General features: G+C 39.1%; 12 protein-coding genes. 10 read left to right on the top strand and 2 right to left on the bottom strand.

What is annotated here, in order from left to right:
* Window positions 1-63: 63 nt before the first annotated feature.
* On the top strand, window positions 64-1,608 hold the full coding sequence (locus R2Q70_RS15385) for a SulP family inorganic anion transporter (RefSeq protein WP_316808447.1): 1,545 nt from the start codon (window positions 64-66) through the stop codon (window positions 1,606-1,608).
* An 11-nt stretch (window positions 1,609-1,619) separates the two neighbouring features.
* Here R2Q70_RS15385 and dinB read toward each other — a convergent pair whose 3' ends face one another.
* Together dinB and R2Q70_RS15375 are read right to left on the bottom strand one after the other, a co-directional pair.
* Window positions 1,620-2,720: a DNA polymerase IV gene (gene dinB, locus R2Q70_RS15380; RefSeq protein ID WP_316808446.1), complete on the bottom strand. Its 1,101-nt coding sequence runs from the start codon at window positions 2,718-2,720 to the stop codon at window positions 1,620-1,622.
* A 283-nt stretch (window positions 2,721-3,003) separates the two neighbouring features.
* On the bottom strand, window positions 3,004-3,363 hold the full coding sequence (locus R2Q70_RS15375) for a PleD family two-component system response regulator (RefSeq protein WP_316808445.1): 360 nt from the start codon (window positions 3,361-3,363) through the stop codon (window positions 3,004-3,006).
* Window positions 3,364-3,676: 313 nt separating this feature from the next.
* Here R2Q70_RS15375 and R2Q70_RS15370 point away from each other — a divergent pair, with 313 nt between their 5' ends.
* The 9 genes from R2Q70_RS15370 to R2Q70_RS15330 all read left to right on the top strand — a co-directional run bounded on the left by R2Q70_RS15370 (window position 3,677) and on the right by R2Q70_RS15330 (window position 19,438).
* Window positions 3,677-4,702 (top strand): LacI family DNA-binding transcriptional regulator, encoded by a 1,026-nt coding sequence (locus R2Q70_RS15370; protein WP_316808444.1) that lies wholly within the window; start codon window positions 3,677-3,679, stop codon window positions 4,700-4,702.
* A 422-nt stretch (window positions 4,703-5,124) separates the two neighbouring features.
* Entirely contained in the window at window positions 5,125-8,085 is a 2,961-nt protein-coding gene (locus R2Q70_RS15365; RefSeq protein WP_316808443.1) for a TonB-dependent receptor, read from the top strand.
* 12 nt (window positions 8,086-8,097) lie between these two features.
* Window positions 8,098-9,768 carry a RagB/SusD family nutrient uptake outer membrane protein gene (locus R2Q70_RS15360; RefSeq protein ID WP_316808442.1) on the top strand — a complete coding sequence of 557 codons (1,671 nt, stop codon included), beginning with the start codon at window positions 8,098-8,100 and terminating at the stop codon, window positions 9,766-9,768.
* A 19-nt stretch (window positions 9,769-9,787) separates the two neighbouring features.
* Entirely contained in the window at window positions 9,788-10,822 is a 1,035-nt protein-coding gene (locus R2Q70_RS15355; protein ID WP_316808441.1) for a SusE domain-containing protein, read from the top strand.
* A 61-nt stretch (window positions 10,823-10,883) separates the two neighbouring features.
* A complete protein-coding gene (locus tag R2Q70_RS15350; RefSeq protein ID WP_316808440.1) occupies window positions 10,884-12,797 on the top strand; it encodes a glycoside hydrolase family 13 protein in 1,914 nt (637 codons plus the stop codon).
* A gap of 84 nt (window positions 12,798-12,881) precedes the next feature.
* A complete protein-coding gene (gene pgmB, locus R2Q70_RS15345; protein ID WP_316808439.1) occupies window positions 12,882-13,580 on the top strand; it encodes a beta-phosphoglucomutase in 699 nt (232 codons plus the stop codon).
* Between the two features lie 120 nt (window positions 13,581-13,700).
* Window positions 13,701-16,019, top strand: coding sequence for a glycoside hydrolase family 65 protein (locus R2Q70_RS15340; protein ID WP_316808438.1), 2,319 nt, complete (start codon window positions 13,701-13,703; stop codon window positions 16,017-16,019).
* Between the two features lie 158 nt (window positions 16,020-16,177).
* Complete coding sequence (locus tag R2Q70_RS15335; protein ID WP_316808437.1) at window positions 16,178-17,857, top strand: alpha-amylase family protein; 1,680 nt, start codon at window positions 16,178-16,180, stop codon at window positions 17,855-17,857.
* 213 nt (window positions 17,858-18,070) lie between these two features.
* A complete protein-coding gene (locus R2Q70_RS15330) occupies window positions 18,071-19,438 on the top strand; it encodes an MFS transporter (RefSeq protein WP_316808436.1) in 1,368 nt (455 codons plus the stop codon).
* The last annotated feature ends 43 nt before the right edge of the window (window positions 19,439-19,481 follow it).

The raw sequence follows: 19,481 nt of genomic DNA, 5'->3' as shown, positions 1-19,481 counted from the left end.
AGGTTTAGGCGATAAGCTGAATTCATTATAATAGTTGATATTTGCAGCTGTAATTATCCAGTAATGAAACCTTATCTCCAACTTTTCGATTTTTCGAAGAGCATAAATTACCGAATCGAAATTCTGGCTGGGCTAACCGTAGCGATGACCATGATTCCCGAATCATTATCGTTTGCAATCCTGGCAGGCTTTCCTCCGTTGACAGGATTGTATGCGGCGTTTATTATGGGTTTGGTAACGGCAATACTGGGCGGTAGGCCGGGTTTAATTTCTGGCGGAGCTGGTGCTACGGTAATCGTATTAATTGCTTTGATGAAAAGTCATGGTATTGAATATGTATTCGCTGCGGTGGCGTTAGCGGGTATCGTACAAATTCTTGTTGGTCTTTTTAAGCTTGGCAAATTTGTCAGACTCGTTCCGCAACCAGTCATGTTTGGTTTTGTGAATGGGCTAGCGGTAATCATTTTCATGTCGCAGCTGGAGCAATTTAAAACCGTTGTGAATGGCAACACGGCCTGGTTAAGCGGTTCAGCGCTTTATATAATGCTGGCTTTGGTAAGTTTAACTATTCTGGTTGTAGTGTTGTGGCCGAAAATAACAAAAGCTGTTCCAGCTTCTCTGGTAGCGATCATTGTGGTTTTTATCGTTGTATTGGTGTTTAGAATCGACACTAAACTGGTTAAAGACATCGCCTCGGTAAGTGGTGGGTTCCCGCCATTTCACATTCCGAAAATTCCTTTTGAACTAGAAACCTTAAAAATTATTTTTCCTTATGGTTTAATTATGGCTGGGGTGGGCTTAACTGAAGGTTTACTAACGTTAAATCTGGTTGATGAGATTACGGAAAGTAAAGGAGATGGAAACAGAGAAAGCATCGCACAAGGTATTGCCAACATCGCCAATGGCTTTTTTACCGGTATGGGCGGTTGCCCGATGATTGCACAGACACTCGTAAACTTATCAGCCGGGGCGAGGGCAAGGCTTTCTGGCATTATTGCAGCACTTACTATACTTGTTATCATTTTAGTTGGGGCGCCTGTTATTGAGCGGGTACCCATGGCGGCGTTGGTAGGCGTAATGATGATGGTGGCCATTGGAACTTTCGAATGGATGAGTTTCAAGGTCATTAACAAAATGCCCAAGCAGGATATTTTTATCGGAATATCGGTGGCGGTTATAACCATTTGGCTTCACAATCTTGCGCTTGCAGTATTGATCGGCGTCATCATTTCAGCATTGGTGTTTGCATGGGATAGTGCAAAAAGGATTCGCTCAAATAAGTTTATAGATCAGAATGGTGTGAAACATTACGAAGTTCTTGGTCCACTTTTTTTTGGTTCAGTTGCGAATTTTAACGAAATATTCGATGTGGCCAACGATCCTGAAAATGTGGTGATCGATTTTAAAGAGTGTAAGGTTTTCGATATGTCGGGAATTGATGCGCTTAACAAACTCACAGAAAAATATAACACTGCGAACAAAAAGTTACACTTGCAGTACTTAAGTGAAGATTGTAAGCGATTGCTTAAAGATGCTGATGGGATTATTGAAGTAAATATTATGGAAGATCCGGATCATCGCATTGTGACGCAGAAACAAGTTAAATGATTTGCTGGAGACTAAAAATCAAATTCCAGTTGATTATCTTCCGACTTTTCTGAAGGATGTTCATCATAAAATCTAGATAAGGTAATGCCTAATAACCTTACTTTTAAGGCGCCAATATTTGCATCATTTAATAGTTTGATCGCCTCGGCATAAATATTTTCTGCTTTATGTATCGCCAAAGGGAAAGACCGGCTTCTGGTAATTAGTTTAAAATCCTCGAACTTAATTTTCAGCGTAACCGTTTTGCCCTTTAACTGATATTTCTCCAGCCGTTTCGCAACGGTTTCACTAATCTGTTTTAATAAATCATGCATTACCGAGTCTTCATTGGTATCTTCTGCAAGGGTATCTTCTGCACCCACTGATTTTGTTTCCCGATTGGCTCGAACGGGCCTGTCATCTATTCCACGAACGATTTTGTAGTAAAACTTACCCGATTTCCCGAACTGGGCAAGAAGCTGAGATTCGCTCAAATTCTTTAAATCGGAACCCGTATGGATTTGCATTGCTTTCATTTTTGCAGCGGTGACCTTTCCTACGCCGAAAAATTTTTCTACAGGCAATTTCTCCATAAAAGCCTTAATTTTTGATGGACCAATGAAGGTAAGTCCATCCGGTTTATTCATATCCGAAGCAACTTTTGCCACAAATTTATTAATGGAAACACCAGCCGATGCGGTTAAATTCAATTCATTTTTAATTGCATCCTTGATGGATTTTGCAATATCAATGGCCGAACCGATACCTAATTTATCTTCTGTAACATCAAGGTATGCCTCATCTAAAGAAAGTGGCTCTATAATGTCTGTGTAGCGACTAAAAATTCCCCTGATCGATTTTGAAACGGAGCTGTAAGCATCAAAGCGGGGATAAACAAAAATAGCAGTAGGGCAGAGCTGATAAGCTTTGCTGCATGACATGGCCGATTTTATTCCAAACTGCCTGGCTTCATAACTCGCAGTTGCCACTACACCTCTACTATCCGGTTTCCCACCAACAACAATCGGTTTTCCTCTATATTCCGGGAAATCCCGTTGCTCTACAGATGCATAAAAAGCATCCATATCGATATGAATTATCTTTCGTAAAAGCGGTGGATTCTGATCAGACATTTAATCTTTAAATTTCGGAATTTTTATGCTCATCACCCAATTAGATTTATTTCTTTACATCATGGAAAGAATATATCATATAATAGCATGCAAACGGATGTAGTCGGTATGAAGAATTGGGGGTGTTTTAAAATTCAGCGTTGAACATACCGGTGATCAGGTAGATTTTACCATGATCGATAAGGATGTAAACCTTTCAACTTAAAGCTGGAGAGATGGTTGAAATAATATAAATTTAAAAAAAATTTTTATAAAGATGTAGAACGTTTTTGATCTGGTCACGCTAATTTAACAGAAAATCTACTTTATCGAGTAAGGAATCCATTTCAAAAGGCTTCTCCATAAAATCGTTGGCGCCGGCATCTAAAGCCGATTGGCGAATGTCTCTACTGGCAGAAATCATCAAAATGGGAATTTCCTGATATTGTGGATCACCTTTTAACTGGCGGCAAATATCGCGGCCATCGTGTCCGCTCATCCAAATATCAAGCAAGATTAAGTCGGGCCGGTCTTTTACAGCATCAATCACGGCTCCTCCGTCGTAAGTGTATGCCACCTCGTAACCCATAACTTCCAATATCATCGTCACAGCATCCACAATTCCTTCGTCGTCATCAGCGATGAGTATTTTCTTAGTTCCCATTAGTGTATATATTGACCAAATTGTTGATTTTATGATTTAGACGGCAAAGATGATAATTTGTGTAATACTATTAATGTTTGTTTACGGTTTTTTGTTTTTCAAAAATGAAATTAATTTTGCAACTCATGCGTTGCGACAGTATTGATTTTAAGGAAGATAATTTAAATAAAAGCAACAGAAGGCGTAACATCCGTAATATTTTATACTCAAAACAACTAATTTTCTGTTTTACGGAGAAATACATCACTTTGTTTCGAAATATTATAGTTTATATTTACAACTGAAATTAGATTAACAAGGTTTAATAACCCAAATGGATAGCATTAATATTAAGAAATTAGCCGAGGCACTAAATTTATCTACTTCGACAATTTCAAGGGCTTTTAGAGATAATAGTGATATTAGTGGGGCTACCAAAGAGCGCATTTTAGCGAAGGCTAAAGAGCTTAACTATCAACCTAACCATTACGCCAGCAATTTAAGGGAGCAAAAAAGTAAAACGATAGCGGTTATCGTTCCGGAATTAGCCAATAATTATTTCTCGCAGGCCATTCACGGTATTGAAAGAGTAGCCCGTGAAAATGGTTACCACATCCTCATTTATGTAACAGATGATGATTATCACAAAGAGGTTAATTTTATCGGCCACTTACATAACGGGAGGGCAGAAGGCATCGTGATGTCGGTTTCAGGTGAAGCAAACGACCACAATTATTTAAATAAATTTGGCGCCAAACGCCTTCCGCTGGTATTTTTCGATAGAATTTATGAAGATATCGAAACCCCAAGGGTGATCACAAACGATTACAACAGCAGTTTTCTGGCAACAGAACATTTGATTGAGCAGGGTTGTAAACGTATTGCCTACCTGGTGGTAAACAAAAGCCTTTCTATTGGTAAAACCAGGATGCAGGGTTACATTGATGCTTTGGCTAAACACCAGGTCTTATTTGATGAAAGTTTAATTGTTGATTGTAGCAACAGTTACGATGAAAATAGCGTAATCATTAAGGAGGCATTGAATCAGCTGAAACCTGATGGCGTATTTACTTCCGTAGAGCGTTTGGCATTTGCAACTTATTATGCTTGTTACGATTTGAAAATTAGTATACCTGATGATTTGAAAGTAATCAGTTTTTCGAGTCTGGAGATTGCGCCTTTACTCAATCCTTCTTTAACTACCATTACCCAGCCGGCAACAGAAATAGGCGAGCAGGCGGCCAAATTATTGTTCAGAATCCTGGATGATCATCAGGATAAAAATCGCCCGACCGAGGTGGTTTTGCAATCCAAAATTATCAAAAGAAATTCGACCGCCAATCCGTCAAAAAACGCCTAAAAATTCCCGCTGTTTTTGAGGCTGAAAATTTCAAAAAAAATCATCACTTAGTGTAAAATACGCAGAATTTTGCCTGTTCGTCGGGAACGTTCCCGAAAAATAGTCGGTTTTGACTTGTGATTTTTCGGGAACGTTCCCGAAAAGTGAGTTAAAAATGGCTTAGTGTAAAAAATACACATTGATTTAAAATTTATAGTTTTCAATTTATTGATTATCAGTAATTTAATTCTGTTGTAATAAGTTTTTATTACAGCGGCTACATTTAAAATTACCGAATTTCACCCGCTTTCGTTTGCTTCTTTTTGGTTGTGAAATATATTTTTTAAATAAATTTTGAAATCTCATTAAGTGCTGTAAATTAGGCCTATGTGTAATTCACTATAATATTTAACCAAATTTTTATACTTAAACGAGCTTCGAATATGAAAGTATTTTACCTGTTAAAACAGGGGCTTTTGGTGCTGTTAGTTCTTTCAGCATTAATCGTAAAAGCACAAACCGGATCAATATCTGGAAAAGTGCTTGATGAAACCGGCCAACCTTTACCTGGTGCTTCAGTTGTTGTAAAAGGTACAACCAGAAGTACATCAACAGATGTAAACGGAAATTTTAAATTGGCTGGACTTACAAATGGTGCCATCACTTTATCAGCAAGTTTCATTGGGTATCAAACCCTTGATAAAGCTGTTACTGTTTCGGCAAACGCTACCGCAAATTTCCAGTTAGTGCCCGATGCACAAAAACTGAATGAGGTTGTTGTTATCGGTTACGGTACTGCCGAGAAGAAAAATTTAACCGGATCAATCACTACGGTGAATTCAAAAGATTTCCAGAAAGGTACTATTACTACACCTGAACAGTTAATTCAGGGTAAAGTTGCGGGTGTGAACATCATCTCAGGTGGCGGTGCGCCAGGCGGCGGTAGTACCATCCGTATTCGTGGCGGTGCTTCGTTAAACGCCAGTAACGATCCTTTAATCGTGGTTGATGGAGTACCTTTTAGTGGTAACGGCATTGGTAATGCACCAAGTCCGCTTTCATTAATTAACCCGAATGATATTGAGACTTTTACCGTTCTAAAAGATGCAAACGCAACTGCTATTTATGGTTCAAGAGCTTCCAATGGTGTAATCTTAATCACAACCAAAAAAGGAACTTCGGGTGCACCGCAAATTACGCTGAGCACTAATAATTCCATTTCAACAGTAGCTAGAAAAGTTGATGTACTTACTGCTGATGAGGTTCGTGCTTTTGTAAATACCAATGGTAACGCTGCACAAAAAGCGTTGTTGGGTACTGCAAATACAGATTGGCAAGATGCAATTTATCAAACTGCATTCACCACTGATAATAACCTAAGTATCGCTGGTTCATTTAAAGGTGTACCTTATCGTGTTTCTGGCGGTTATTTAGATCAGGAAGGTGTTTTAGTGAGAAGTAAATTGAAAAGAGCAACAGGTGCATTCTCTATCTCTCCTAAATTATTTCAAGATCACTTAAAAATCGAATTGAACTTAAAAGGTTCATTAACCGATTCTCAATATCCAAATGACGGTGCCATTGGTGCGGCCATTCAGTTCGATCCAACACAGCCGATTTATTCAAATAACAAATTCGGAAATTATTTCGAATGGATTACTTCTGCGGCTGTTCCAAATCCAAATGCTCCGCGTAACCCACTTGCTTTAATTGAACAACAAGATAATCATGGTAATGCGGCCAGAAGTTTTGGTAACTTAAAATTAGATTACTCTTTCCATTTCCTACCTGAATTACATGCAGTAATTAATGCTGGTTATGATTATTCAAAAGGTTACGGACGTACAATTGTTCCAATTTATGCTGCACAGAGTTTCTCAACCGAGGGTTCTTTCTCAAGAAGATTGAACACAGAGATGAACAAATTCTCTGAAGCTTATTTAACTTACGCTAAAACCTTGGGCAAAAGCAGATTTGATGTGACTGCCGGTTATGGTTATTATGATGATGCAGTAACCAATTATAACTTTGCTACTTACAGAGGTACGGGCGTTTTACAAACTACTCCAGTTTTCCCTTTCTCAATTGATCAGAATAAGTTGCTTTCATATTACGGTCGTTTCAACTATACTTTTGCTGATAAATATATCTTATCAGGAACAATGAGAGCTGATGCTTCTTCGAAATTTGCTGAAGATAACCGTTGGGGTTATTTCCCGTCAGCAGGTTTTACCTGGAGAATTATTGGTGAAGATTTCTTGAAAGACAGCAAAGTAATTTCTGATTTGAAATTGAGATTAACCTACGGTGAAACCGGTAATAAAGATGGTATTGGTAACTACGATTACTTATCAAAATATTACGCAAGTACCAACAATGGCCAGTATCAGGTGGGTAATACTTTTTATAACTATTACAGCCCTGCAGGTTACGACCCTGATTTAAGATGGGAAACTACTACCACTTATAATGCAGGTTTAGATTATGGCTTTTTAAATGGCAGATTGTATGGTAGCATTGATGCTTATTACAAAAAAACCAAAGATTTATTAAGTACAGTAACCATCCCGGTGGGAACAAACTTTAGCAATGTGTTAACTACGAATGTGGGTAACATGGAAGTAAGAGGTGCTGAGGTTAGTTTAAACTATGTGGCTATCAAAACTGAAAACACTACATGGGATATCGGCGTAAATGGTGCTTACAACAAAAGAAAAGTAACCAATTTAACGTTAAACCCTAACTCAGGTTTTAAAATTGATGCTGGTGATATTACCGGTGGTACAGGTATCCACTTAAAATATAATGCAGTAAATCAGTTGCCAGGTTCATTCTTTGTTTACAAACAAGTATACAATGCTGACGGCAAACCATTAGAAGGTGTTTATCAGGATTTAAATGGCGATGGTGCAGTAAACGATGCTGACCAGTATTTTTATAAATCACCAGATCCGGTAATTACTTTAGGTTTCAATACTTCTTTCACTTACAAAAGATGGACAGCAAGTACCGTATTGAGAGCTAACTTCGGTAACTACATCTATGATAATATTTCTTCAAACTTTGGGATCAGAAATAACGTGTTAAGTACTCAAGGTATTCTGAACAACTCTACGTCAGATTTGTACAATACCAATTTCTCAGGTGCATCAGGCGTTCAGTATTTAAGTGATTACTATATCAGAAATGCATCATTCTTAAAAATGGATAATGCTGGTTTATCTTATAACGTTGGTAAACTTTCTAAAACTGGTACAGCTTCAATGCGTATATCAGCAAACTGCCAAAATGTATTTGTCGTATCTAAGTATAAAGGAATCGATCCTGAATCAGTTTCAGGTATTGATTACAACTTATACCCACGTCCAAGAACATATACTTTAGGTTTAAATGTTGGTTTTTAATTATTAATAGCGATGAACACGATCAATTTAAATGCTGAAAATAAAGCTGGCAAGGCGATGGTGATCAAAACCTATCAAAGAAAAGATATGAAAATGAAAAATTCATTTAAAATGATACTGGCTTCAGGCGCATTACTGTTGTCATTAAATTCATGCAAAAAAGAGTCATTCAACTTAACACCAACCAACGATGTAACTTCTGCTACCGTTTATGCAACGCCGGCAGGTTATAAAAACAGTTTGGTTAAGTTATATGCTACTTATGCGTTAACCAGTCCTTCAGGTTCTGATAATAGTGATGTGGGCGGATTAAACGCTGGTTATGCAGATTTCCTTCGTTTATTCTGGACCTCGCAAGAATTGGTAACCGATGAGGCGATTTGTGCCTGGGGTGATGTGGGTATTCCTGAATTGGATTACGGAACACCTACACCAGATAACCAGTTTTTACGCGGTTTATATTCAAGAAGTGTATTGCAGATTACTTTCGCCAATGAGTTTTTACGCGAAAGTACAGCAGAAAAATTGGCAAGCAGAAATATTACCGGTGCTGATGCCACTGCCATTACCCGTTACCGTGCTGAAGCCCGTTTCTTACGTGCTTTCCAATACTGGGTATTATTAGATGCTTTTGGTAATCCACCTTTCATCACTGAAGATGATGCCATTGGTAAAGTAAACCCTAAACAAATTCAAAGAGCTGCTTTATTTAACTATGTTGAATCTGAATTGAAAGCCATTGAAGGCGATTTGGCAGAGCCAAGAGCAAATGAATACGGACGTGCTGATAAAGGTGCGGCCTGGGCATTGTTAGCCAGATTGTATTTAAATGCACAGGTTTACACCGGTACAGCAAAAAATACAGAAGCGATCACTTATTCAAGCAAAGTAATTGCAGCCAGTTATTCGTTAAAAGCAAACTATATGGATTTGTTTAAAGCAGATAACGAAGTAAACAATACTGAAAACATTTTAACCATTAACTACGATGGGATTAATGGAACCAACTATGGCGGTACAACCTTCTTAATCAATGCAGGAATCAACGCAGATATGAACCCTACATCTTTTGGTGTTCCATCTGGTGGTTGGGGTGGTAACAGAACACGTCAGAACTTGCCAAACTTATTTCCTGATGCAAACGGAACTTTAGATAAACGTGGCGCTTTCTTCGGAACCAAAAGAGCTGTTGATGCAGTTGGTGAATTTACAGATGGTTTACGTGTAACTAAATTTAAAAATGTTACTTCAACTGGTACACCAGGAAGATCATTAAATGGAACTTTCAGCTCACTAGATTTTGCTTTGTTCCGTTTGGCAGAACAATATTTAATTTATGGAGAAGCAGTTGCCCGTGGTGGTTCAGGTGGTAGTGCAGCATTGGCGCTAACTTACGTAAATGCTTTACGCACCAGAGCCTATGGCAATACTTCAGGTAATGTGAGCGCAGCTGCTCTTACAACTGATTTTTATTTAGATGAGCGTGGTCGTGAGTTATACTGGGAAGGACACCGTCGTACCGATTTGATCCGTTTCGGCAAGTTCGCTGGCTCAACATATTTATGGCCTTACAAAGGTGGTGTGCAGGCAGGTGCTGCTTTACCAGCTTTCCGTAATCTTTACCCACTTCCATTGGCCGATTTAATTGCCAATCCGAATTTGGTTCAAAACACAGGTTATTAATCTTTATTGATAGAAAGATATGAAATCAAAATTATTCAAATCCTTAGCTTTAGGCTTAATTGCCGTATCGCTTTGGTCGTGTAAAAAGGACGAAACCAGAACGGTTTCTAGCGTTGCTGCGGCAGGAACACTTACGGCATCAACCACTACATTAAGTTTAGTGCAGGCTAATGGGTCGTTACCGGCAACAACTTTAACTTATCCATTGGCTACATCTACTGGTTATGTAGTGCCAGTAACATCAACTTTGCAATTTGCCTTAAAAGGAACCAACTTCGCTACACCAAGAGAAATTGTTGTTACAGCAAAAACTTATGCACCAACAATCACTGAAGTGAACAACATGATTTTGGCTTTAGGTGGAAAAGTAGGTACACCAGCACAAGTTGAAGTGAGATTAAAATCAGGCGCTGCGGTAAATGATCTAACTTACTCAAACGTGGTAACATTAAGTGCTACGCCATATCTGGCCTCTGCATGGATTTATGCACCTGGTGCTTACCAGGGATGGAATCCATCAACTGCTGATAGCTTAATTTCTTTATCAAGCAATGGTGTTTACACAGGTATGATCGCTTATACTGCTGGTAACTTAGAATTTAAAATTACGCCAGCTAAGAAATGGGATGTTGCTTATGGCGATGCCGGTGCTGGTAAAATCAGCTCGAGCGCTGGCGATAACTTAAAATCTCCAGATGCAATTGTAAAACAGGTAACTGTTGATTTAAACAAGAATACCATCGTTTTTGGTACACCAAACGAGTGGTCGTTAATTGGCGATGCAACACCAGGCGGCTGGGGAGCTGATACCGATATGAAAGGCGTTAACGATGGTAAATACACCGTTTATTCGTTAAAAACTACTTTAGTTGTTGGCGAATTTAAGTTCCGTTTCGCCCATGATTGGGGTGTTAACTTAGGTGGCGGTGCTACACTTACCACAGGTGGCGACAATATTAAAGTAACTACAGCGGGTACGTATACCATTACCCTAACTGTAATCAAAACAGCAGATAAAGTAACTGGTGGTACATATACCATTGTTAAAAACTAACTCTTAAAATTTGCCCCGTGGTATTTACTACGGGGCTTTTTATAATCTATAAAGTTTCAGCATGATCAGATCCCTCAACATATTACTTCGTCCGTTATCATTTAATGCTCAGACTCTCACTTTGCGCTTTGCAAGGAAATCATTTTTATTTTCTTTAATCTTACTTTCCGGTTTCAATTCGTTTGCTCAAAAATTAGAGCGTATCGAACCCATGTTCTGGTTCGCCGGAATGCATAATCCAAAATTGCAATTGCTTGTTCATGGCGAAAATATTGCAACGAGTAATGTAACCTTATCTTACCCAGGCGTTAAACTGGTAAAAGTTAACAAAGTTGAAAATCCTAACTATCTGTTTTTGGATTTAGAACTTTCTTCTGCAGTGAAGTCGGGAACGTTCCCGATTAATTTTACTGCTAAAGGCAAAAAAATATTTAGTTATACCTACGAATTAAAAAACCGCGATAAAAGTGCGGGCAGGATTCAGGGTGTAACGCAAAAAGACTTTATTTACTTGTTGATGCCTGATCGTTTTTCGAACGGCGACAAAAGTAATGACGTTGTTCAGGGCTTAGCCGAAACAGCACTCAATCGCGATAGCATGTATTACCGCCATGGCGGAGATATTCAAGGCGTAATCAATCATTTGGATTACCTTAAAGATTTAGGAATTACCACTGTGTGGATGACTCCGGAAATCGAAAACGATATGGCAAAAGCATCCTATCATGGTTATGCGGTAACGGATCATTATAAAATCGATCCCCGTTACGGAACAAATGAGCTTTTTAAAAAATACGTAGAAACCGCTCATGCTAAAGGCATGAAGGTGATTAAAGATATAGTGCACAACCATATTGGTACCGGACATTGGTTCTTTAAAGATTTACCAATGAAAAGCTGGGTACACCAATGGCCAACATATACGCAAACGAGTTATCGCGACCAAACGGTAATGGATATCCACGCCGCTGCTGCCGATCGTAAAAAAATGCTCGATGGATGGTTTGTGCCATCTATGCCCGATCTTGATCAGACCAATCCTTATGTGCAAAATTATTTAACCCAAAACCACATCTGGTGGATTGAATATGCAGGAATTGACGGCTTACGTTTAGATACTTATGCTTATAATGATCCTGTTTATATGGCCGATTGGGCGCTTAAATTAAAGGCCGAATTTCCGCACTTATCGGTATTTGGAGAAACTTTAGTTACAGCTGTTCCAAATCAGGCTTATTTTACCGAAGGAAATACAGTAAGCCGCGGTTTCGATACACACCTGCAAGGAATTACCGATGCAGTTTTAAAGGATGCCATTTATGAGGGAATCAATGGAAAAAATGGCTGGGTTGACGGTATTAACCGAATTTATGCAATCTTGTCTCATGATTTTCTTTACAAAAACCCAAATACAAACTGCATATTTCTGGATAACCACGACATGAGCCGTTTTTATTCGATGGTTGGTGAAGATTTCGACAAATATAAAATGGGGATGGCATTGTTATTAACCATGCGTGGTATTCCGCAAATGTATTACGGTACTGAAATTTTAATGAAAAACTTCTCAAATCCTGATGGATTGGTTCGTTCTGATTTTCCTGGCGGATGGGATGGAGATAAAAAAGATAAGTTCATCGCCGATGGCAGAACAAATAAAGAAAATGAAGCCTTCAATTTTGTGAAGACTTTAGCAAACTACCGCAAAAATAGCCCAGCGCTGCAGAGCGGAAAGTTAATGCAGTTTGTTCCTGAGGATGATATTTATGTTTATTTCCGTTACAACAAAACTGTAAAAGGTACTGTGATGGTGATCTCGAATAATACTGAGAAAGAAAAAACATTAAATACCGAAAGATTTGCAGAGCGAATAACTGGAGTTACAAGTGCAAAAAACATTATCTCAGGCGAGAATGTTCAAATCAAAGAGATTAAAGTTCCTTCAAAAACGACTTTAGTTTTAGAGTTAAATTAAATAGAGCAGAAAGCTAAAAGACTACAGCGAAAAGCAGGCTAATATCCTGATACTTGATGCTCGCTACAAAAATACTATTAAACAATGCAAGACAATAAACATCCGGAACTTTCAACCTTTAACCTTCAACCTTCAACCTCAATCAAAGCCTGTCTTTTTGATTTGGATGGTGTACTCGTAGATACAGCCGTTTACCACTACAAAGCCTGGAAACGTTTGGCCAATACCATGGGCTTCGATTTTACTGAAGAACAGAATGAGCAATTGAAAGGCGTAAGCCGGGTAGAAAGCTTAAATAAAATTTTGGCCTGGGGCGGCGTCGAAAAAACTGGTGCAGAGAAAGAAGAACTGGCTACTTTAAAAAATAGCTGGTATGTAGATATGATTACCAAAATGACACCTGCTGAGGTTCTGCCAGGAACCGTAGATTTTTTAACTGAAATTCATCAGGCGGGTTACAAACTGGCTTTAGGTTCGGCAAGTAAAAACTCGGGCATTATTTTAGAACGCACCAATCTGGCTCATTTCTTCGATGAAATTGTAGATGGAAACATGGTTACCAAATCAAAGCCAGACCCTGAAGTGTTTTTAAAAGGAGCAGAACTTTTAGGTTTTAAACCTGATGAATGTGTGGTCTTTGAAGATGCCGTTGCTGGCGTTGAAGCTGCAAAACGTGGCGGTATGAAAGCCATTGGTATTGGTGAAAAAAGTGTGCTTACCGAAGCCGATGTTGTAGTAAGTGGTTTAGATAAATTAACAGCTAAAGATTTAGAGGAATTATAAACTTGCCAATGCCGTCATTGCGAGGCACGAAGCAATCTAATAATAAGGAATCAATAATTGGGAGAACGAATCCTCTGAGAAGAGATTGCTTCGTGCCTCGCAATGACGAAAGTATAAAAGATGAAGAATTACATTAAAGCAGATGAGTGGAACATAATCGAAGAAGGCTTTGATCCACATTTAAATAAAATTTCAGAAAGTATTTTCAGTTTGGGTAATGGCCGAATGGGTCAGCGTGCCAATTTTGAAGAAACTTACACGGGCGAAACCCTTTTAGGGAACTATGTTGCTGGTGTTTATTATCCCGATAAAACCCGTGTGGGTTGGTGGAAAAATGGCTATCCGGAATATTTTGCCAAAGTTTTAAATGCGGCAAACTGGGTGGGTATTGAAGTGAAAATAGCAGATGAAATTTTAGATTTAGCTACAGCCGAAGTAAGTGATTTCAAACGCAATTTGAATATGCATGCGGGTATTTTGGAACGTACTTTCACTGCAAAATTAAAAAGTGGTAAAACCGTAAAGGTTAAATCAACTCGTTTTTGCAGCATCGCTGATGATGAAGTTGGTGCCATCCGCTACAGCATTACACCTTTAAACTTTGATGGCAAAATCACCTTGATGCCTTTCATTGATGGTGATATCAAAAATCAGGATAGTAACTACGATGAAAAATTCTGGACAATGGTTTCTGATGAAATTACCGGGACAGAAGCTTACATCAAACTAAGAACAAAGAAAACCGAGTTTGAGGTTTGCACAGGAAGCAAGATCGAACTGTATCAAAATTCGGAGAAAGTAAACATCCATCCTGAAGCGGTTCGCAAAGAAAAATTTGTGGGACAATCTTTTTCAGTTGATGTAAAAGCAAACGAGGAAATCACTGTGGTTAAGATCGCGGCTAATTTATCTTCCGAAAATTATCCAAAAGAAGCACTTTTAGAAGAAGCAAAAGCAGTTATCGCGAAAGCGACCGCTAAAGGTTTCGATACTTTATCAAAAGAACAAACGGAAGCCTGGGCAACCAAATGGGAAGAAAGCGACATTGTAATTGAGGGTGATGTTTCGGCGCAACAGGCCATTCGTTTCAATATTTTCCAGCTTTTCCAGACTTATACAGGTAAAGATGACAGGTTAAATATCGGTCCAAAAGGCTTTACCGGCGAGAAATACGGCGGTTCTACTTATTGGGATACCGAAGCTTATTGTGTGCCATTTTATTTGGCCACTGCTCCACAGGAAGTAAGCAAAAATTTACTCGTTTACCGCCACAAGCAATTAGGTAAAGCCATCGAAAATGCTGCAAAACTAGGTTTCAAAGATGGCGCAGCATTGTATCCGATGGTAACCATGAATGGCGAAGAATGCCACAATGAGTGGGAAATTACTTTCGAGGAAATCCACCGTAACGGCGCTATTGCTTTCGCAATTTATAACTACATCCGTTACACTGGCGATGAAAGTTATTTATCAGATTTCGGGTTAGAAGTTTTAATTGGCATTGCCCGTTTCTGGAAACAACGCGTAAACTGGAGTGGCGAAAAACAGCAATATGTAATGTTGGGCGTTACTGGTCCGAATGAATACGAAAACAACGTAAACAACAACTGGTATACCAATTTATTGGCTACATGGTGCATGAAATATGCAACCGAAGCCGCTGAAATTGTAAAAACGCAGCAACCAAAAAAATACAAAAGTTTATTAAAAAGCTTAAACTTCAATGCGCAGGAATTTGCCGATTGGGCAGATATCATCGAGAAAATGTATTATCCGGAAGATAAAAATCTGGGTGTCTTCTTACAGCAAGATGGTTATTTAGATAAAGAACAAACTTTAGTTAAAGATTTGCCGGCAAGTGAAAGACCAATTAACCAGAAATGGAGTTGGGATAGAATTCTGCGTTCGCCATTTATTAAACAAGCTGATGTTTTACAGGGATTGTATTTCTTCGAGGAAGATTACGATTTGGAAACCATCAGAAGAAACTTTGATTTTTATGAACCACGTACCGTTCACGAAAGTTCTTTGTCGCCTTGCGTTCACAGTATTTTAGCGGCAAAATTAAATGATGAAGCCCGTGCTTACGAGTTCTATTTACGTACCGCCCGTTTAGATTTGGATGATTACAACAACGATACCGAAGACGGTTTACACATCACCTCAATGGCTGGAACCTGGATGAGTGTGGTTGAAGGCTTTGCAGGTATGCGTGTTCGCGATGGTAAGTTACAGTTTAATCCTTTCTTGCCAACACAGTGGAAATCGTTCTCGTTTACCATTGGTTTTAGAGGTGCAACTTTGAAAATTAACATCACAGAAAACGGCATCAATATTAAAAACAACAACGCTGTTGATTTGGAAATTGGTATCAGAAACCAAATCTATAAGCTGGCTGGAAACGCAGAACTAGAAGTGAATAACGCCGAGTTGGTATGATTGTAGAGGTAAAATGTAAGATGGAAAATGGATTGAAAATTGCCTCAACTCCTCGTCATTGCGAGGAACGAAGCAATCTTAATGCGGCCGCTTTTTTGATTGTGGTTTTCCTTTTGCTAATTTCTCATTCATCCTTTGCACAAAAAAAGAGTAAAAAAATGAACGATAGACAAATCGTTATATATCAACTATTACCGCGTTTATTCGGTAATAAAAATACAGCAAACGTTCCTTACGGCACCATTGAGCAAAATGGTTCTGGTAAGTTTAATGATATCACAGATAAAGCTTTAGATGGCATTAAAGAGCTTCACGTAAATTACGTTTGGTACACAGGTGCCATCGCTCACGCCAGTTTGACCGATTATTCTGCTTACGGAATTAAGGTTGATGATGCAGATGTGGTAAAGGGTAGGGCTGGTTCGCCTTATGCTATTCGCGATTATTATGATGTGAACCCGGATTTGGCGGTCGACGTTAAAAACCGGATGAAAGAATTTGAATCTTTGGTGAAAAGAACACATGCAAGAAACCTGAAAGTTATTATCGATTTCGTTCCGAATCACGTAGCCAGAAGTTATCATTCTTATGCCAAACCTAAAAACGTAATCGATTTTGGTGCGAAGGATGATGTTACTAAAGCTTTTAGTGCCCAAAATGATTTTTATTATATCCCAGGTCAGCCTTTTGTGGTGCCAACCAACGGACAAAAAACACCGCTTTCAGTATTGCAAGATGGAAAGTTTGATGAAAATCCGGCGAAAGCTACGGGTAATGATGCATTCACGGCATCGCCGAAATACGACGATTGGTATGAAACCATTAAGTTAAATTATGGTATTGACTATCAAAACGGCAGACAAAATCATTTTGAACCCATTCCACCGGTTTGGACTAAAATGCGTGATATTTTAATCTACTGGACGAAAAAAGGTGTTGATGGTTTCCGCTGCGATATGGCAGAAATGGTGCCCATTGCATTCTGGAACTGGGTCATTCCGCAGGTTAAACAGGTTAATCCCGATTTGATTTTTTTAGGTGAAGCTTACAATCCGCAGGTTTACAAGCAATATTTAGAGGAAGGAAAATTCGATTACCTGTACGATAAAGTTGGCTTATACGACGGCTTGAAACGATTAATTAGAAACGAACCATCTGCAGATGTAGCCGCTATTCGTTATGTGTGGCAGAAGGAAAGCGCTGGTTTTGGCAAACATATGTTACGCTTTCTGGAAAATCACGACGAGGAACGCATCGCATCGGCAGGTTTTGCAGGAAAAGCTGAATTGGCTTTGCCTGCAATGGTAGTTTCATCAACATTAGGTTCTGGCCCTGTAATGCTTTATTTCGGTCAGGAAGTAGGCGAACCAGGAAAAGGAGCTGAGGGTTTCGGTGGCGACGACAACCGCACCACAATTTTTGATTATTGGGGTGTTCCAAATCATCAGAAATGGATGAATGGCGGTTTATTCGATGGACATAAATTAAACGCAGCGCAACAAAATTTAAGGGCTTACTACAAGCAGCTTTTAAAAGTTACTTCTACAAGTGATGCGGTTGTAAATGGCGAGATTTACGATGTTCCGCAAGTGGGAAATATGAACAACCGCATGTATGCCTTTATCCGTTACTCGGGCAAGCAACGTTTATTGGTTGTAGCAAATTTCGATAGAACCCAAACTTTAGAAGCCAACATCGAAATCCCTGACCATATTTTGAAAGTGAAACATTCATCACCAGTAACAGATCTACTAACTGATAGAAAATTAAACATACCTGCAGGCACGAGTATTCCTGTTAAACTTGGACCGGTTTCGGCACAAGTAATAGAATTTTAAACCAAAGAAAATAACCGCAAAGAACGGAAAGATTTTCGCAAAGTTTAAATACCCAGCTTTGCGACTTTAGCGTTCTTCACTTAGTGTCCTTTGTGGTTAAAAAAACCAAATGTACATTTAAATTAAACGCAAAGAACACAAAGAATAAACGCCCAGCTTTGCGCCCTTTGCGCTTTAACTTGGTGCCCTTTGCGGTTAAATAAACCAAATACAATGAGCTTAAAAACAGTATTCGAGAACCCGAAATTAACCCTTGCACAAATCATTAACATGAGTGTGGGTTTCTTTGGAATCCAGTTTGGTTGGGATTTACAACGTGCCAACATGGGCCGTATTTACGAAAACCTTGGCGCCAACCCCGACCAGGTTCCATTGTTGTTTTTGGCAGCGCCCTTAACTGGGCTTTTGGTTCAGCCGATTATTGGCTATTTAAGCGATAGAACCTGGCATCCGAAATGGGGTAGAAGAAGACCTTATTTCATGATTGGTGCCATTGTAAGCAGTATTGCTTTGGTTTTTATGCCACATAGCAGTGCCTTGTGGATGGCTGCAGGATTACTTTGGATTTTAGATGTTTTTGGAAACATCGCCATGGAACCTTTCCGTGCTTTCGTTACGGATAAATTGCCTGATAGTCAGGTTAATCGCGGTTTTATTATGCAAAGCATGATGATTGGTTTGGGCGGAAGTGTAGCCTCGGCATTACCATGGTTGATGAAAAACGTATTTAGTTTAGAGAACACCGCAACGCAGGGGAATATTCCGGAAAATGTGAAGTTCTCCTTTTATATTGGTGCATTTTTCTTTTTTGCAGCCGTACTTTGGACCGTTTTAACCACCAAAGAATATCCGCCACGTGAAGAAGAACTCAAGGGACAAACTGATAAAGGATTCAGCAATGGGGTAAAGGAAATTTTCAGTGCATTGAAAAACATGCCGAAACGCATGCAGATTGTATCTTTGGTTCAGTTTTTTACCTGGCCAGGATTATTTTTAATGTGGTTCTATTATACCACTGCCGTTGCAGTAAACGTATTTGGCGGTAAAGATGCGTCAGATCCGATTTATGCTCAGGGTGCAGATTTTGGAAGTTTAACTTTAGCCTATTATAGTGTAATTACTTTTCTTTTTGCTTTGGTACTGCCGAAAATTGCGGATGCCCTGGGCAGAAAGACTACACATGCAATTTGTTTATTGTGTGGTGCCATTGGCTTAATCAGCGTGGCATGGGTACACGATAAAAACATGCTTTATCTATGTATGACTGGAGTTGGTATCGCGTGGGCGAGTATCCTCTCTATGCCTTACGCCATGTTAAGCGGTTCGTTACCTAAAGATAAAATCGGTATTTACATGGGGATTTTCAATTTCTTCATCGTACTGCCAGAAATTATAGCATCACTGGGCTTTGGCTGGTTAATGCGAAACGTATTAAATAACGACAGACTTTTAGCGGTTCAGCTAGGTGGAGGATTAATGATTCTTGCCGCGGTGATTTGCTATTTATTTATCAGAGAACCAAAGAAAACAGATGAAGTTTTAGCTTCGGAATTGTCCATTGAAGAAAATAGATCGGTATAGTAATACTAGTGAAATCTTAACATATAACCACAGGAAACACGAA

The organism is Pedobacter agri (assembly GCF_032678665.1).
Lineage (GTDB): Bacteria > Bacteroidota > Bacteroidia > Sphingobacteriales > Sphingobacteriaceae > Pedobacter > Pedobacter agri_A.
Note: the sequence above shows the minus strand (reverse complement) of the source record. Positions and strands in the feature narration are given on the sequence as shown.

What these genes read in the sequence shown, in the direction of transcription:
- R2Q70_RS15365 (WP_316808443.1), top strand. Translation starts at nt 5,125, where the DNA reads ATGAAAGTATTTTACCTGTTAAAACAGGGGCTTTTGGTGCTGTTAGTT.
- R2Q70_RS15385 (WP_316808447.1), top strand. Translation starts at nt 64, where the DNA reads ATGAAACCTTATCTCCAACTTTTCGATTTTTCGAAGAGCATAAATTAC.
- R2Q70_RS15375 (WP_316808445.1), bottom strand. Translation starts at nt 3,363, where the DNA reads ATGGGAACTAAGAAAATACTCATCGCTGATGACGACGAAGGAATTGTG.
- R2Q70_RS15340 (WP_316808438.1), top strand. Translation starts at nt 13,701, where the DNA reads ATGAAGAATTACATTAAAGCAGATGAGTGGAACATAATCGAAGAAGGC.
- R2Q70_RS15335 (WP_316808437.1), top strand. Translation starts at nt 16,178, where the DNA reads ATGAACGATAGACAAATCGTTATATATCAACTATTACCGCGTTTATTC.
- R2Q70_RS15355 (WP_316808441.1), top strand. Translation starts at nt 9,788, where the DNA reads ATGAAATCAAAATTATTCAAATCCTTAGCTTTAGGCTTAATTGCCGTA.
- pgmB (WP_316808439.1), top strand. Translation starts at nt 12,882, where the DNA reads ATGCAAGACAATAAACATCCGGAACTTTCAACCTTTAACCTTCAACCT.
- R2Q70_RS15330 (WP_316808436.1), top strand. Translation starts at nt 18,071, where the DNA reads ATGAGCTTAAAAACAGTATTCGAGAACCCGAAATTAACCCTTGCACAA.
- R2Q70_RS15350 (WP_316808440.1), top strand. Translation starts at nt 10,884, where the DNA reads ATGATCAGATCCCTCAACATATTACTTCGTCCGTTATCATTTAATGCT.
- R2Q70_RS15370 (WP_316808444.1), top strand. Translation starts at nt 3,677, where the DNA reads ATGGATAGCATTAATATTAAGAAATTAGCCGAGGCACTAAATTTATCT.
- dinB (WP_316808446.1), bottom strand. Translation starts at nt 2,720, where the DNA reads ATGTCTGATCAGAATCCACCGCTTTTACGAAAGATAATTCATATCGAT.
- R2Q70_RS15360 (WP_316808442.1), top strand. Translation starts at nt 8,098, where the DNA reads ATGAACACGATCAATTTAAATGCTGAAAATAAAGCTGGCAAGGCGATG.